Here is an 18,083-nt window from a genome sequence, read left to right as displayed (position 1 = left end):
AAGGGGCCTGGAGGCCCCGGGCGCGGTCGAGCTGCGGGACGAACTGACCGCGCACGGCGCGGAGATCGAGATCACCGCCTGCGACATGGCGGACCGGGACCAGGTGGCCGGCCTGCTGGCCGGCATCCCTCGACTGACGGCCGTGGTCCACACGGCGGGAATCCTGGACGACGGGACGATCCCGACGCTGACACCGGAACGGCTGGCGTCGGTGCTGCGGCCGAAGGTGGACGCCGCCTGGCACCTGCACGAGCTGACCCGGGGCATGGACCTGGCCGGGTTCGTGGTGTTCTCCTCCCTCGCCGGAGTGATGGGAACCGCAGGCCAGGGCAACTACGCGGCGGCCAATGCCTGGCTGGACGCCCTGATGGCGCAGCGCCGGGCGCACGGACTGCCGGGACTGTCCCTCGCGTGGGGCCTGTGGGAGCAGGCCACCGGCATGACCGGAGGACTGTCACCGGCCGACGTGAAGCGGATGACCGCCGCCGGAATGCCGCCGATCACCACCGAACAGGGGCTGTCGCTGTTCGACACCGCCATCTGCTCCGACGCGCCGCTCGTCATCCCCGTACGGCTCAACCCGCCGCCCCTGCCCCAGGACCAGATCCCGCCGCTGCTGCGCGGCCTGGTGCGGAGCACCCGCCGCACGGCCGCGTCGGCTCCGGCCGCCGGCGAGGGCGCGCTGCTGCGGCAACTGGCCGGCCTGGCGCAGGCCGAGCGGGTCCGGTTCGTCGCCGACCTGGTACGCGCCCAGGCCGCCGCCGTACTGGGACATCCCTCGCTGGAAGCGGTCCAGGCGCGCCGCGAGTTCCGCGAGCTGGGCTTCGACTCCCTCACCGCGATCGAACTGCGCAACCGCCTCAACACCGCCACCGGGCTGCGCCTGCCCTCCACCCTGGCCTTCGACTACCCCACCCCGGCCATCCTCGCCGAGCACCTGCTGAACGAGGTGCTCGGCGCGCACGGCGACACCATGTCGCCGATGACCGCCACCCCGGTCGCGGACGATCCGATCGCCATCGTCTCCATGGCCTGCCGCTACCCGGGCGGGGTCAACTCCCCCGAGGACCTGTGGCGGCTGGTCTTCCAGGGGCAGGACGCCATCACGCCCCTCCCGACCGACCGCGGCTGGCAGAACCACGGCGACCTGAAGGGCGGATTCGTCCTCGACGCGCCCGAGTTCGACGCGGAGTTCTTCCGGATCTCGCCCCGCGAGGCGGTCGCGATGGACCCGCAGCAGCGGCTGCTGCTGGAGGTCGGCTGGGAGGTGCTCGAACGCGCGGGCATCGACCCGGACTCGTTGCGGGGCAGCGACACCGGCGTCTTCATCGGCTCCGTCGGCTCGGGCTACATGCCGGGCGAGGAGTCGCGCGGCCACATCATGACGGGCCAGCTCGCCAGCGTCGCCTCCGGCCGGATCTCCTACACCTTCGGGCTGGAGGGCCCGGCGGTCACGGTGGACACCGCGTGCTCGTCGTCGCTGGTGACCATCCACATGGCGGCACAGGCCCTGCGCAACGGGGAGTGCTCGCTCGCCGTGGCCGGCGGCGTCACCGTCATCTCGACCCTCGCGGCCTTCGGCGAACTCGGCGAGCAGGGCGGCCTGGCCCCGGACGCCCGCTGCAAGGCCTTCTCCAACTCGGCCGACGGCATCGGGTGGTCCGAGGGCATCGGCCTGGTGATGCTGGAGCGGCTGTCGGACGCCCGCCGCAACGGTCACCAGGTGCTCGCGATCGTGCGCGGCTCGGCGATCAACCAGGACGGCGCGTCCAACGGCCTGACCGCGCCGAACGGCCCCTCGCAGCGCCGGGTGATCCGCAAGGCGCTGGCCGTCGCCGGCCTGAGTCCCGCCGACGTGGACGCGGTGGAGGCGCACGGCACCGGTACGGTCCTGGGCGACCCGATCGAGGCACAGGCCCTGCTGGCCACCTACGGACAAGACCGGGACCAGCCGCTACTGCTCGGCTCGATCAAGTCGAACATCGGCCACACCCAGGCGGCGGCGGGCGTCGCAGGTGTGATCAAGATGGTGATGGCACTCCGGCATGGTGCGCTGCCCAAGACGTTGCACGTGGACGAGCCGTCGTCGCATGTGGAGTGGGCCTCGGGCGCGGTGGAGCTGCTGAGGGAGCCGGTGGAGTGGCCGCAGGCCGGTCGTCCCCGCCGGGCCGGGGTGTCGTCGTTCGGGATCAGCGGCACCAACGCGCACATGATCCTGGAGCAGGGACCGGAAGAGGAAGCCGAGCCCGCGAGCCCCGCAGGCGGAACCGTGCCCTGGGTGATCTCGGGCCGCACGGAAGAAGCACTGGAGGCGCAGGTCCGCCGTCTGGCCGCGCACCTCGGCGATCTCGACCCGGTGGACGCGGCGTTCTCGCTGGTCACGACGCGGTCGGCGTTCGAGCACCGTGCGGTGGCCATCGGCAGGGATCGCGAGGAACTCCTGGCCGGGCTGGCCTCCGGAGCGGTCCGGGGTGTGGCCGACGTCGAGGGTCGCATGGTGTGGGTGTTCCCCGGCCAGGGCGCGCAGTGGGTGGGCATGGGCGCGGCGCTGCTGGAGGAGTCGGCGGTGTTCGCGGCCCGGATGGCCGAGTGCGCGGCGGCTTTGGAGCCGTTCGTGGACTGGTCACTGCTGGACGTGGTCCGAGGCGCGCAGGGGCTGGACCGGGTGGATGTCGTTCAACCGGTGTCGTTCGCGGTGATGGTGTCGCTGGCGGCGGTATGGGAGTCCCTCGGGGTGCGCCCGGACGCCGTAATCGGACATTCCCAGGGTGAGATCGCCGCTGCGGTGGTGGCCGGGGGCCTCTCTCTGCAGGATGGCGCGCGAGTGGTGGCGGTGCGCAGCCGTCTGATCGGTGAGCGGCTGTCCGGGCGTGGCGTGATGTTGTCGGTGATGGCCGGGGCGGACGAGGTCCGCGCGGTCGTGGCCGAGGAAGGGCTGCAGGACCGGATCTCGATCGCGGCGGTCAACGGGCCCCGGGTGGTGACGGTCGCCGGTGACCCTGACGCGATGAGGCTGCTGGAGCGGCGTCTGTCGGCCGATGGGGTGATGCGGCTTCCGCTTGCCGGAGCGGATTTCGCCGCGCATTCGCCGCAGGTCGAAGGGTTGCGGGAGGAGTTGCTGGCCGCGCTTGCGCCTGTGGTGCCGTGTACGGCGCAGGTGCCGATGTTGTCGACGGCGACCGGGGAGTGGCTGGACGGCACGGAGCTGGATGCGGGCTACTGGTACGAGAACGTGCGTGGCACGGTGGAGTTCGCACCGGCGGTGGAGCGGTTGCTGGGGGAGCGGTATCGGGCGTTCGTCGAGGTGGGTCCGCATCCGTTGCTGATGCTGGGGATCGAGCAGGCGATGGACGCGGCGGAAGTCACCGCGGTGGTGGCCGGGACACTGCGTTCCGGTGAGGGCGGCCTGCACCGGGTGCTGACGTCGGCGGCCGAGTTGTTCGTCCGCGGTGTGCGGGTGGACTGGCAGAACGTGCTGGAAGGCGGTCGCCGGGTCGCACTGCCGACGTACGCGTTCCAGCACCGCCGCTACTGGCCGAGCGGAGTCCGGATCGCCGACGCCCGCGGCCTCGGCCTCACCGCGGCCCGGCACCCGCTGCTGGGTGCCGCCGTCGGCCTCGCCGACTCCGACGGCGCGGTGCTCACCGGCCTGATGTCGGTACGCACACACCCCTGGCTCGCCGACCACGCGGTGGCCGACACGGCGCTGTTCGCCGGCACCGGATTCCTCGAACTGGCGATCCGGGCGGCCGACCAGGTCGGCTGCGATCGGGTGGAGGAACTCACCCTGGCCGCCCCCCTGGTACTCACCCCCGAAGCCGCCGTCACCGTCCAGGTGGTGGTGAGCGCGTCCGACGAGACGGGCCGCAGGAACCTGGCGATCTACGCGCGGCTCGCCGACGCGCCGGACCGGCCCTGGGTGCGGCACGCGGCCGGCGTGCTCGGCGTCGGCGCACGTACCGCACGCTTCGACACGGCCGTGTGGCCGCCCGCCGACGCGACGCCCATCGCCCTGGACGGCCTCTACGACCGGCTGGCCGACGGCGGCGTCGTCTACGGCCCCACCTTCAAGGGGCTGCGCGCCGCCTGGCGGCTCGGCGAGGAGTTCTACGCCGAGGTCGAGGTGCCCGAGGAGGTCGGCGACGCCGGCTCGTTCGGCCTGCACCCCGCTCTGCTGGACGCGGCGTTGCAGCCGGCCGCGTTCATGGATTTGGTGGAGCCGGGTCAGGGCCGGCTGCTGTTCTCGTGGGGTGGCGTCTGCCTGCACGCCAACGGAGCCAGGGCGCTGCGGGTGCGGATGGTCAGGACCGGGAGCGGTTCGGTGTCGCTGGCGGCGGTGGACGCCGAGGGCGCGCCGGTGCTGACGGCCGAGTCGCTGGTGTTCCGTCCGATGCCGGCGGACCAGCTGCTCGGCTCGGCCGGTCAGGGCCCGGAGCGGGACGCGCTCTTCACGCTGGAGTGGGTGGCCGCGCCGACGGTCGTCTCACCCGTGGACGCGGTGGCCGGGCTGGACTGCGTCGAGCTGGACTGGGCCGCACTCGGTTCGTCCGGGCTGGGCGGCCTGCGCTGGGCGCAGCCGCACCAGGACGAGCCGGCCTCGCTGGACCGGCGGCCGGACGTCGTGGCCGTCGAGATCGGCTCCCCCGCGAAGGCGGGCGGCGCGGCGGCGCGGGAGCTCACCGGCCGGGTGCTGGAACTGCTCGGCCAGTGGCTGTCCGACGACCGGTTCGCCGAATCAAGGCTGGTGCTGGTCACCCGGGGCGCGGTCGCAGGAGAGGAGCAGGCGGCGGATCCGGCGGCGGCCGCCGTCTGGGGCCTCGTACGCGTCGCGCAGGCCGAGAACCCGGACCGCTTCGTCCTGGTCGACCTGGACGAACGGCAGACCGCCCTGTCGGCCCTGCCCGAGGCGCTGGCCTGCGGCGAGCCGCAGGTCGCGATCCGTGACCACGTGGCACGCGTTCCCCGCCTGGTACGCCTGACGCCCGGCCGGGACGCTGCGCCGCCGCTGGACGCCGATGGCACCGTCCTGATCACGGGCGGCACGGGCGGCCTGGGCAGCAACCTGGCCAGGCACCTGGTGACCGAACACGGGATCCGGCACCTGCTGCTCGCCGGCCGGAGGGGCCTTGACGCCCCGGGCGCGCGTGAGCTGCACGCGGAACTGACCGCCCACGGAGCCGAGGTCACCGTCGCCGTATGCGACCTCGACGACCGGGACCAGGTGGCGCGGCTGATCGCCGGCGTGCCCGCCGAGCACCCGCTCACCGCGGTCGTGCACGCCGCGGGCGTACGCGACGACGGCATGATCCCGTCGCTGGACGCGCAGCGGCTGGCGACCGTGTTCGGGCCCAAGGCCGAGGGCGCCTGGCACCTGCACGAGCTGACCCGGGACCTCGACCTGGCCGCCTTCGTCACCTACTCCTCGGTGGCCGGGTTGTTCGGCAGTGCGGGCCTGGGCGCCTATGCCGCGGCCAACGCCTACCTGGACGCACTGGCCCAGCACCGCCGGGCCCAGGGCCTGCCCGGACTGTCCCTGGCCTGGGGGCCGTGGGCGGCCGACGCCGGCATGTCCGGCGAGCTCACCGACGCCGAGCTGCGGCGGCTGACGGCCGCCGGGTTCCACCTGCTCTCCTTCGACGAGGGCCTGGCGCTGTTCGACGCGGCCCTGGGCGGCGACACGCCGATGGTCGCGCCGGTCCGGCTGAACCTGCCCGCGTTGCGCGCGTTCGGTGAAGTTCCGCCGCTGCTCCGCTCCCTGATACGCGGCACCCGCCGTACGGCGGCGGCCCCGGTCTCGAACGCCGACAAGGCGCTGCTGCGGCAACTGGCCGGACTGGCCCGGGCCGACCGCGCCCGCCTGGTGACCGAGCTGGTCAGAGCCCAGGCGGCCACCGTGCTGGGACACACCTCACCCCAGACGGTCGAGGTACGCCGGGAGTTCCGCGAGCTGGGCTTCGACTCACTCACCGCCGTCGAACTGCGCAACCGGCTCAACGCCGCGACCGGGCTGCGGCTGCCCGCCACCCTGGTCTTCGACTACCCGACCCCCGTGCTGCTGGCGGAATACCTGCTGGCCGAGCTGCTGGGCGAGCACGGCGACGTCATCGTCCCGACGGCGATCGCCTCGGTGGCCGACGACCCGATCGTGATCGTGTCGATGGCCTGCCGCTACCCCGGCGGCGTGCGCTCTCCCGAGGACCTGTGGCAGCTCGTCGTCGAAGGCCGGGACGCCGTCTCCCCGCTGCCGCTCGACCGGGGCTGGCAGGTGAACGGGGCGCTCGACTTCGAGGGCGGGTTCATGCCCGACGCCGCGGAGTTCGACGCCGGCTTCTTCGGGATCTCGCCGCGTGAGGCATTGGCGATGGACCCGCAGCAGCGCCTGCTGCTGGAGACCGCCTGGGAGGCCGTCGAGCGGGCCGGCATCGACCCGCTGTCCCTGCGCGGCAGTCACACGGGCGTCTACGTCGGCGCCAGCGCCTCCGGCTACGTCCCCTCGGAAGAGGCCCGCGGCTTCATGGTGACGGGCCAGGCCGGGAGCGTGATCTCCGGCCGGCTGTCCTACACCCTGGGGCTGGAGGGCCCGGCGGTGACCGTGGACACCGCGTGCTCCTCCTCGCTGGTGGCGATGCACCTGGCCGCGCAGGCGCTGCGCTCGGGTGAGTGTTCGCTGGCGCTGGCGAGCGGGGTGACCGTGGTGGCCAACCCGATGGGCATCATGGAGTTCAACGCCCAGGGCGGGCTGGCCGCCGACGGCCGCTGCAAGTCCTACTCGGACGCCGCCGACGGCACCAGCTGGTCCGAGGGCGTGGGCATGGTGGTGCTGGAACGCCTGTCGGACGCGCGCCGCAACGGCCACCAGGTGCTGGCTGTCGTGCGCGGCTCCGCCGTCAACCAGGACGGCGCGTCGAACGGCCTGACCGCCCCGAACGGCCCTTCGCAGCAGCGGGTGATCCGCCAGGCGCTGGCCGGAGCCGGGCTCTCCGCGTCCGAGGTGGACGTCGTGGAGGGCCACGGCACGGGCACGGCGCTGGGCGACCCGATCGAGGCACAGGCGCTGCTCGCCACCTACGGTCAGGATCGCGATCGGCCGCTGCTGCTCGGCTCGATCAAGTCGAACATCGGCCACACCCAGGCGGCGGCGGGTGTCGCGGGCGTGATCAAGATGGTCATGGCCATGCGGCACGGGATGCTGCCCAGAACGCTGCACGTGGACGAGCCGTCCTCGCACGTGGACTGGGCCTCTGGCGCGGTGGAACTGCTGGCCGAGCCGGCCGAGTGGCCACAGAACGGGCATCCGCGCCGCGCGGGTGTGTCCTCGTTCGGGATCAGCGGCACCAACGCCCACCTGATCATCGAACGGGTCGAAACACCGGAGCCCGAGGCACTTCCGCCCGCGCCGGACTCGGATAATGCCGTGCCGGTCCTGGTTTCCGGCAGGTCGGCCGAGGCGTTGCGGGCGCAGGCCGAGCAGCTCGCGTCGTACGTCGAGAGCAGGCCCGGCCTGCGCCTGGCCGACGTGGCGTTCTCCATGGCCACCGCGCGCTCGTCGTTCGAATACAGGGCGGCCGTCGTGGCCACCGACCTCGCGGAAGCGGCCTCCGGCCTGCGGGCACTGGCAGAGGACCGGCCGGGCGCGAACGTACTGCGCGGGCCTGCCACCGCCGAGCCGAAGCCGGCGGTGTTGTTCACCGGTCAGGGGAGCCAGCGGGCCGGGATGGGCCGGGAGCTGTATGACCGGTTCCCGGTGTTCGCGCGCGCTCTGGATGAGGTGATGGCCGAGCTGGGTGGTTCGTTGCGGGAGGTGTTGTTCTCCGACTCGGAGGCGTTGGATCAGACCGGTTGGGCGCAGCCGGCGTTGTTCGCGCTGGAGACGGCGCTGTACCGGCTCGTCGAGTCGTGGGGTGTGCGACCTGAGGTGCTGGTCGGCCATTCGGTCGGGGAGATCACCGCCGCGCATGTGGCCGGGGTGTTGTCGCTTAAGGACGCGTGCACTCTGGTCGCGGCGCGGGCGCGGTTGATGCAGGCGCTTCCTGCGGGTGGGGCGATGGTGGCGGTTCAGGCCGCCGAGGAGGACGTCGCCGCTCTGCTGGTCGGGCGCGAGGCCGAGGTGTCGATCGCGGCGGTGAACGGCCCGGCCTCCACTGTGATCTCCGGTGTTGAGCAGGCCGTTCTTGAGGTGGCCGAGGCGCTGGGGGTGAAGTCGCGGCGGTTGCGGGTGTCGCATGCGTTCCATTCGCCGTTGATGGAGCCGATGCTGGAGGAGTTCCGTGCGGTCGCCGAGACGCTGACCTACAGTCCGCCGGAGATCCCGATCGTGTCCACGTTGACCGGAGAGACAATGTGCTCGCCGGACTATTGGGTGGCGCAGGTGCGTGGCGCGGTGCGCTTCTCCGACGCCGTGCGAACGCTGCACCGCCAGGGAGTGACGGCCTACCTCGAACTCGGGCCGGACGGCGTGCTGACCGCCATGGCCCAGGACACCTTGGCCGACGCCTCGGACGCCGGCCCGGTGCTGGTGCCGGTGCTGCGCAAGGACAGGGACGAGCAGAACTCGATCATGAGCGCGCTCGCGCAACTGCACGTGCGCGGGCTGACGGTGGACTGGCAGGCGGTGCTCTCGGGCGGACGCCGGATCGACGTGCCGACGTACGCGTTCCAGCGGCAGCGCTACTGGCCCGACGGCGGCGGCTCCCAGTCGGGGAACCTGGCGGCCACGGGGTTGGCCGCCGCCGGGCACCCTCTGCTGCGAGTCGCCGTCGGGCTGGCCGACTCGGACGGCGTGCTGCTGACCGGGCGGTTGTCCCTCGCGTCGCATCCGTGGCTGGCCGACCACGCCGTGGGCGGGATGGTGCTGTTCCCCGGCACCGGTTTCCTTGAGCTGGCGGTACGGGCCGGTGACCAGGTCGGGTGTGACCTGGTCGAGGAGCTCACCCTGACCGCGCCCCTCGCGCTCGGTGAGCGGGATGCCGTCGCGGTGCAGGTGTGGGTGGGGTCGGCAGCGGAGTCGGGCCGCCGTAATTTGAGCATCTACGCCCGCCCTGCCGAGGCCGCCGAGGACGAGCCGTGGGTGCGGCACGCCACTGGTGTGCTGGCTTCCGGGTCGCGCGCCGATGACGGCTTCGACACGACGGTGTGGCCGCCAAGGGACGCCACACCCATCGAACTGGACGGCCTGTACGACCGGCTGGCCGAGGGCGGGTTCCGCTACGGGCCGGTGTTCCAGGGGCTGCGCGCGGTCTGGCAGCGAGATGGCGAGGTGTTCGCCGAGGTCGTCCTGCCCGAACAGGCGGCGTCGAGCGCGGGCTCGTACGGGATGCATCCGGCTCTGCTGGACGCGGCGCTGCACGCGGTGAGCTTCGCCGGGCTGGACGACGCCGAAGGCGGCCGGATGCCGTTCTCCTGGGGCGAGGTGTGCCTGCACGCCGGCGGCGCGTCGGCGCTGCGGGTCCGGCTGGCGAGAACCGGCGGCGACACGATCTCGGTGCTCGCGGTGGACGTCGCCGGGGAGCCGGTGCTGTCGGCGCGCTCACTGGTGCTGCGGCCGATCGCGACCGGCCAGGCCGCCCTGGGCACCGGTCGCGACCCGCTGTTCCGGCTGACCTGGACGGCGCTGCCCGAGACGTCGGCAGCGCCCGCAGATTCCGTCGAGCTGGCCTCGACCTCGGCGGCGGCGTTGGCGGCATTGGAAACCGTGCCGGAGGTCGTGACCGTCGCGGTCGGCTCCGCCGGATCCGGCGACGTGATCACCTCGGTCCACGACCTGACCGCCGAGGTGCTGGGCCTGCTTCAATCCTGGCTGGCCGATGAGCGTTGCCGGCGTTCCCGGCTGGTGTTCGTGACCACGGGTGCCGTCGCGGCGGGCGAGGGCGAAACCGTGTCGGACCTGGCGGCCGCCGCGGTGTGGGGTTTGGTGCGGTCGGCGCAGTGGGAGGAGCCCGGCCGGTTCGCGCTCGTCGATGTGGACGAGCCGCCGCTGCCGGGGATGCTCGCGTTGGCATTGGGCGAGCCGCAGGTGGCGATACGCGAGGGTGGCGTGCGCGTACCCCGCCTGGCCCGGGTTCCGCTCGGCGGAGACCAGGACCGGGCATGGGACCCCGAGGGCACGGTACTCATCACTGGCGGGACCGGTGGTCTGGGCGCGTTGTTCGCACGGCATGTGGTGACCGAGCGTGGCGCGCGGCGTCTGCTCCTGGCCAGTCGCCGAGGCCAGGAGGCTCCCGGGGCTCTGGAGCTGCGCGCCGAACTGCTCGCGCACGGCTCCGAGGTCGAGATCGTCGCCTGCGACGTGGCCGACCGGGATCAGGTGGCGTCCCTGCTGGCCGGGGTGGATCCGGCGCACCCGCTGACCGCGGTGATCCACACCGCCGGCGTGCTGGCCGACGGCACGATCTCGTCAATGACCGCGGACGGCCTGGACACGGTGCTGCACCCCAAGGCGGACGCCGCCTGGCACCTGCACGAACTCACCCAGGACCTGGACCTCGCGGCGTTCGTGCTCTTCTCCTCCCTCGCCGGGGTGATGGGCAACGCCGGCCAGGGCAACTACGCGGCGGCCAACGCGTTCCTCGACGCGCTGGCCCAGCAGCGGCGGGCCGCCGGACTGCCCGCACTCTCGCTGGCCTGGGGAGCCTGGAACCAGGACGCCGGAATGACCAGCACGCTGGACGACACCGACATGCGCCGGATGGCGCGCGCGGGCATGCCGCCGCTGCTGTTGGAGCAGGGTCTCGCCCTGTTCGAGGCCGCTACCGCGCTGGAGCATGCGCTGCTGATCCCGGTCCGCCTTGAGCTGCCGGCCCTGCGGGCGCAGGGCGAGGTGCCGGCATTGTTGCGCGGGCTGGTGCGGGGCGGTCGGCGGTCGGCGGCGTCCGGGTCTGTGGTGGCCGCGACGTTGTTGCAGCGGCTGGCCCCGCTGGAGGCCGTTGAACGTGCCGAGGTTTTGGTGGACGTGGTACGTACCGAGGTGGCGATGGTGCTCGGCCACGCTTCCCCGGAGACGGTGGAGGTGCGGCGGGAGTTTCGTGAGCTGGGCTTCGACTCGCTCACCGCAGTGGAACTGCGTAACCGGCTGAACTCGGTGACCGGGCTGCGGTTGCCGTCCACGCTGGTGTTCGACTATCCGACGCCTTCGGTGCTGGCGGAGTTCCTGCTGGCCGAGCTGCTCGGCGAGCACGCCGACGCGATCATCCCCACAGCCGTCCTGCCGGTGGCGGACGACCCCATCGTGATCGTGGGCATGGCGTGCCGCTACCCCGGTGGGGTCGCCTCGCCGGAGGACCTGTGGCGGCTGGTCACCGAGGGCGCGGACGCGATCACCCCCTTCCCGACGACGCGCGGCTGGAGCCGTGACACGTTCTATCCGGGCACCGAGGGCCAAGCCGTCAACTACGTCCAGGCGGGCGGCTTCCTGCACGAGGCCGGCGAATTCGACCCCGGGTTCTTCGGGATCTCGCCGCGCGAGGCGCTGGCGATGGACCCGCAGCAGCGGCTGCTTCTCGAGGTGACCTGGGAGGCCGTCGAGCGCTCCGGGATCGACCCGGTCTCGTTGCGCGGCAGCCACACGGGTGTGTTCGCCGGGGTCATGTACCACGACTACGCCAACAGCATGCCCTTCCCGGCGGACGTGCTGGGCTTCATGGGAACCGGCACGGCCGGAAGCGTCGCGACCGGCCGCCTGTCGTACACGCTGGGGTTGGAAGGCCCTGCGGTGACGGTGGACACCGCGTGTTCGTCCTCCCTGGTGGCATTGCACCTGGCCGCGCAGGCGCTGCGCGGCGGTGACTGTTCGCTGGCGCTGGCCGGCGGGGTCACCGTGATGGCCACCCCGGGGCCGTTCATCGACTTCACGGGGCAGGGCGGGCTGGCCGGTGACGGCCGGTGCAAGTCCTACTCCGACGCGGCCGACGGCGCGGGCTGGGCCGAGGGCGTGGGCATGCTGGTGCTGGAGCGGCTCTCGGACGCGCGCCGCAACGGGCATCAGGTCCTGGCGGTAGTGCGAGGTTCTGCGGTCAATCAGGACGGCGCTTCCAACGGTCTGACCGCGCCGAACGGTCCGTCTCAGCAGCGGGTGATCCGCCAGGCGCTGGCCGGGGCCCGGCTTTCTGGGTCCGAGGTGGACGCGGTGGAGGGGCACGGGACCGGTACGACGCTGGGTGACCCGATCGAGGCTCAGGCGTTGCTGGCGACCTATGGTCAGGATCGGGAGCAGCCGTTGTTGCTGGGGTCGATCAAGTCGAACATCGGTCACACGCAGGCGGCGGCGGGTGTCGCGGGTGTGATCAAGATGGTCATGGCTATGCGGCATGGCGTGCTGCCTCGGACGTTGCACGTGGACGAGCCGTCCTCGCACGTGGACTGGGCCTCTGGCGCGGTGGAGTTGCTGACGGAGTCGGTGGAGTGGCCGGAGGTTGGGCGGCCGCGTCGGGTGGGTGTGTCGTCGTTCGGGATCAGCGGCACGAATGCGCATGTGATCATCGAGCAGGGGCCGCAGGCGGTTGTGGAGGAGCGGGAGCCTGTCGGTGGCGTGGTGCCGTGGGTGGTGTCGGCGAAATCCGAGGAGGCGCTGCAGGCCCAGGTGGGTCGGCTGGTGTCGCATGTTGATGCCTATAGCGATCTGGATGTGGGTTTCTCGCTGGCGACGACGCGGTCTTTGTTTGAGCACCGTGCGGTGGTGGTCGGCGGGGATCGGGAGGAACTGCTTGCCGGGCTGGCTTCAGGGGCGGTCCGGGGTGTGGCCGATGTTGAGGGTCGGATGGTGTGGGTGTTCCCTGGCCAGGGCGCTCAGTGGGTGGGGATGGGTGCGGCGCTGCTGGAGGAGTCGGCGGTGTTCGCGGCGCGGATGGCGGAGTGTGCGGCGGCTTTGGAGCCCTTCGTGGACTGGTCGCTGCTGGATGTGGTTCGGGGCGCGCAGGGGCTGGATCGGGTGGATGTGGTTCAGCCGGTGTCGTTTGCGGTGATGGTGTCGCTGGCGGCGGTGTGGGAGTCCCTCGGTCTGCGGCCGGACGCGGTGGTCGGACATTCCCAGGGTGAGATTGCCGCTGCGGTGGTGGCCGGGGCGCTCTCTCTGCAGGATGGCGCGCGGGTGGTGGCGTTGCGCAGTCGCCTGATCGGTGAGCGGTTGGCTGGTCGTGGGGCGATGGCGTCGGTGGCGTTGCCGGTGGAGCAGGTGCGGGAACGGTTGGACGGCCGGGTGTCGGTGGCGGCGGTGAACGGGCCGGGGTCGGTGGTGGTCTCGGGTGAGGCCACGGCGGCTGAGGACCTGGTCGAGCGACTGAGCGGGGAGGGGGTGCGGGTTCGCAGGATCGCGGTGGACTACGCCTCGCACTCAGCCCAGGTGGACGAGATCCGTGACGAACTGGCCGAGACACTGGCGGAAGTGGCACCGACCGGCGTGCGGGTGCCGATGTTGTCCACGGTGACCGGCGAGTGGGTGCAGGGGCCGGAGCTGGATGGCGGCTACTGGTGCGACAACCTGCGGCGCACGGTGTCTTTCGGCCCGGCGATCGAGCAGTTGCTGGAGCAACGGCATCGCGTGTTCGTGGAAGTGAGTCCGCATCCGGTGCTGACGGTTGGCGTCAGCGAATGCGTGGACAAGGCCGATGTCGTCGCGGTGGTGGGCGGGACGTTGCGCCGCGATGAGGGCGGCCTGGACCGGGTGCTGCTGTCGGCAGCCGAGCTGTTCGTCCGTGGTGTGAACGTGGACTGGCGGCAGGCGCTGCAAGGCGGGCGGCGGATCGACCTGCCCACTTACGCCTTCCAGCACCAGTGGTACTGGCCCGCTCGGGCGGGTTCCCAAGTGGGCAACGTGGCAGCGGCCGGGCTGGCGGTGGCGGGTCATCCGCTGCTGGGTGCGGCGGTGGGCCTGGCCGACTCGGACGGGATGTTGCTGACTGGGCGGTTGTCGCTCGCGTCGCATCCGTGGCTGGCTGATCATTCGGTGGCGGGGATGGTGTTCTTCCCCGGTACCGGTTTCCTGGAGCTGGCGATCCGGGCGGGCGATCAGGTCGGCTGCGATCGGGTCGAGGAGCTGACGCTGACCGCGCCGCTGGTGCTGGGCGAGGACGACGCGGTGGCGGTCCAGGTCGCGGTGGGTGCGCCCGAGGAGACCGGCCGCCGAGCCTTGAGCGTCTATTCGCGTCCGGCCGAGGCCGGTGACGATGTGCCGTGGGTGCAACACGCCACCGGCACCCTGGCCACGGACAGCCAGGCCGCCGAACCGTTCGACACGGCTGTGTGGCCGCCGGCCGGTGCGACCCCGGTCGAGCTGGCCGGTGTGTACGACGAGCTGGCTACTCGCGGGCTGGGATATGGTCCGGCGTTCCAGGGGCTACGGGCGGTCTGGCAGCGAGACAGTGAGGTGTTCGCCGAGGTCGCGCTGCCCGAACAGGTCGGTGACGCGGCTTCGTTCGGTGTGCATCCGGCCCTGCTGGACGCGGCGCTGCACGCGGTCATGTTCGCCGGGCTAGAGGTGGCCGAGGGCGCTTGGTTGCCGTTCTCCTGGCAGGAAGTGTGCCTGTACGCGGGCGGAGCGGGACTCTTGCGGGTCCGCCTGGCCAAGTCGGCTGAGGACGCGGTGTCGCTGACGGCGGTTGATCGGGAAGGGCAGTCGGTGCTGTCGGCGCGCTCGTTGACCGTGCGCCCGTACACCGACCAGCTCGCCGGCGCGAGCGGTGGCCGCGGTGTCGAGCGGGACTCGCTGTTCGGCCTGGACTGGATCGCGCTGCCGGAAACCCCGGGCGCGGAGACCGCTGTGAGCATGATCGAGCTGAGCACGGACCTCGCCTTGCTGGACCCGGTGCCGGACGTGGTCATGGTCACCGTCGGGTCGGCCGACGCCGAGAGCGTGGTGGAGTCGGCTCATGAGCTGGTCACCTCCGTTCTCGGCCTGCTCCAGCGGTGGTTGGCCGATGAGCGGTTCGCTGCCTCCCGGTTGGTGTTTGTCACGCGGGGTGCGATGGCGGCTCGGGATGGTGATGTGGTCACTGATCTTGGGGCTGCTGCGGTGTGGGGTTTGGTGCGGTCGGCGCAGTGGGAGGATCCGGGCCGGTTTGTGCTGGTCGATGTTGATGGGGATGTGCCGTCGTCGGTGCTGGCTTCTGGTGAGTCGCAGGTGGCGGTTCGTGAGGGCGCGGTATGGGTGCCGCGTCTGGCCCGGGTGACACCGTCTGAAGAGGTTCAGGAGTGGGATCCGGAAGGCACGGTTCTGATCACTGGCGGCACGGGTGGTTTGGGTGCCCATCTGGTTCGGCATTTGGTGGCTGAGCGTGGTGTGCGGCGTCTGCTGTTGACCAGCCGGCGGGGTTTGGATGCTCCGGGCGCGGTGGAGTTGCAGGCCGAGCTGATCGCGCATGGCGTCGAGGTTGAGGTTGCGGCGTGTGATGTGGCGGATCGGGGTCAGGTGGCGGCGTTGCTGGCCGGTGTTGATCGGCTGACTGCGGTGGTTCACACGGCGGGTGTGCTGGAGGATGCGACGATCCCGTCGTTGACGCCGGAGCGGCTGGAGGCGGTGTTGCGGCCGAAGGTGGACGCGGCCTGGTATCTGCATGAGCTGACCAAGGACCTCGATCTGGCGGCGTTCGTCATGTATTCGTCCTTGTCGGGTGTGATGGGTTCCGCCGGGCAGGGCAACTACGCGGCGGCGAACACCTTCCTCAACGCGTTGGCCGAGTCGCGCCGCTCCCAGGGATTGCCCGCGCAGTCGCTGGCCTGGGGTGCGTGGACTCAGGACGCCGGAATGACCGGACAGTTGAGCGACGCTGACATGTTGCGGATCACTCGTACGGGAATGCCGCCGTTGTCGGTGGAGCAGGGCCTGGCGCTGTTCGACGCCGCCGGGCGGGTGGACCGGTCGGTGGTGATCCCGCTCCGGGTGGAGCTCGCCGTGCTGCGCGCCCACGGCGAAGTCCCGGCATTGTTGCGCGGGCTGGTGCGGGCGGGTCGGCGGTCGGCGGCGTCCGGTTCGGTGGTGGCCGCGACGTTGTTGCAGCGGCTGGCTCCGCTGGGGGCGGCCGAGCGTACTGAGGTACTGGTGGATCTGGTACGCACCGAGGTCGCGATGGTGCTCGGGCATGCTTCGCCGGGGACCGTTGAGGTGCGGCGGGAGTTTCGTGAGCTGGGCTTCGACTCGCTTACCGCGGTGGAGTTGCGTAACCGGCTGAACGGTGTGACGGGGTTGCGGTTGCCGTCCACGCTGGTGTTCGACTACCCGACGCCTTCGGTGCTGGCGGAGTTCTTGCTGGCGGAGCTGCTCGGCGAGGACGCCGGTGTGGTCATCCCGACGTCGATTGTGCCGGTGGCGGACGATCCGATCGTGATCGTGGGCATGGCGTGCCGCTTCCCGGGTGAGGTCAACTCGCCGGAGGATCTGTGGCGACTGGTGTCCGAGGGCGGGGACGGGATCTCGGAGTTCCCGACCACGCGGGGCTGGGACCTCGGGGCGCTGTACAACCCGGACCCGGAGAGCCGGGGCACCAGCTACGTACGCGAGGGCGGCTTCTTGGGGAGCGCCACACAGTTCGACCCCGGGTTCTTCGGGATTTCGCCGCGTGAGGCGCTGGCGATGGATCCGCAGCAGCGGTTGTTGCTGGAGGCGTCATGGGAGGCGATCGAGCGCGCCCAGATCGACCCGGCCTCCCTGCGCGGCAGCCACACGGGCGTGTTCGCCGGGATCTTCTACCACGACTACGCGATGAGCGCCCAGTTCCCGCCGGAGGCGATGGGCTTCGTAGGCACCGGTACTGCGGGCAGCGTCGCGACCGGCCGGATCTCGTACGCACTGGGTCTGGAGGGCCCGGCGGTTACGGTGGACACGGCGTGCTCGTCGTCGCTGGTGGCGCTACACCTCGCGGCGCAGGCACTGCGGTCCGGTGAGTGCGGCCTGGCGCTGGCCGGCGGCGCGACCGTGATGGCCACCCCGGCGGCGTTCGTCGACTTCAGCGCTCAAGGCGGGCTCTCGCCTGATGGGCGGGCCAAGTCGTTCGCCGACGCGGCGGACGGCACCAGCTACTCCGAAGGCGTCGGCATGCTGGTGCTGGAGCGGCTGTCGGACGCCCAGCGTAATGGTCACCAGGTGCTCGCGATCGTGCGCGGCTCGGCGGTTAATCAGGATGGTGCGTCGAATGGTCTGACCGCGCCGAATGGTCCTTCGCAGCAGCGGGTGATTCGCCAGGCGCTGGCCGGGGCTGGGCTTTCTGGGTCCGAGGTGGACGCGGTGGAGGCGCACGGTACGGGTACGACGCTGGGTGACCCGATCGAGGCGCAGGCGTTGCTTGCGACCTATGGTCAGGACCGGGATCGCCCGCTGCTGCTGGGCTCGGTCAAGTCGAATATTGGTCATACGCAGGCGGCTGCGGGTGTGGCCGGTGTGATCAAGATGGTCATGGCTATGCGGCACGGCGTGCTGCCCAAGACGTTGCACGTGGACACGCCGTCCTCGCACGTGGACTGGACCTCTGGCGCGGTGGAGCTGCTGACCGAGTCGGTGGAGTGGCCGGAGGTCGGCCGGCCGCGTCGGGTGGGTGTGTCGTCGTTCGGGATCAGTGGCACGAACGCGCATGTGATCATCGAGCAGGGTCCGCTGGCAGGGGTGGAGGAGCGGGAGCCGGCCACGGGTGTGGTGCCGTGGGTGGTGTCGGCGAAGACCGAGGAGGCGCTGCAGGCTCAGGTGGGTCGGCTGGTGTCGCATGTCGATGCTTATAGCGATCTGGATGTGGGTTTCTCGCTGGCGACGACGCGGTCTTTGTTTGAGCACCGTGCGGTGGTGGTCGGCGGGGATCGGGAGGAATTGCTGGCCGGGCTGGCTTCAGGGGCGGTCCGGGGTGTGGCCGATGTTGAGGGTCGGATGGTGTGGGTGTTCCCTGGTCAGGGGGCGCAGTGGGTGGGGATGGGTGCGGCGCTGCTGGAGGAGTCGGCGGTGTTCGCGTCGCGGATGGCGGAGTGTGCGGCGGCGTTGGAGCCGTTCGTGGACTGGTCGTTGCTGGACGTGGTCCGGGGCGCGCAGGGGCTGGATCGGGTAGATGTGGTTCAGCCGGTGTCGTTTGCGGTGATGGTGTCGCTGGCGGCGGTATGGGAGTCCCTCGGTCTGC

The 18,083-nt window shown here is 71.5% G+C and carries 1 protein-coding gene (running past both ends of the window); it reads left to right on the top strand.

This entire window lies inside a single protein-coding gene on the top strand: locus AB0I81_RS34540, encoding a type I polyketide synthase (RefSeq protein ID WP_360665420.1). The 46,704-nt coding sequence extends 10,307 nt beyond the window's left edge and 18,314 nt beyond its right edge, so the window shows coding positions 10,308-28,390 (codon 3,436, partial, through codon 9,464, partial); the first codon wholly inside the window starts at position 2. The start codon and the stop codon both lie outside this window.

Origin of the sequence: Nonomuraea sp. NPDC050404 (assembly GCF_040655495.1) — a bacterium.
Classification (GTDB): domain Bacteria; phylum Actinomycetota; class Actinomycetes; order Streptosporangiales; family Streptosporangiaceae; genus Nonomuraea.
This window is presented reverse-complemented; position numbering and strand designations above follow the sequence as displayed.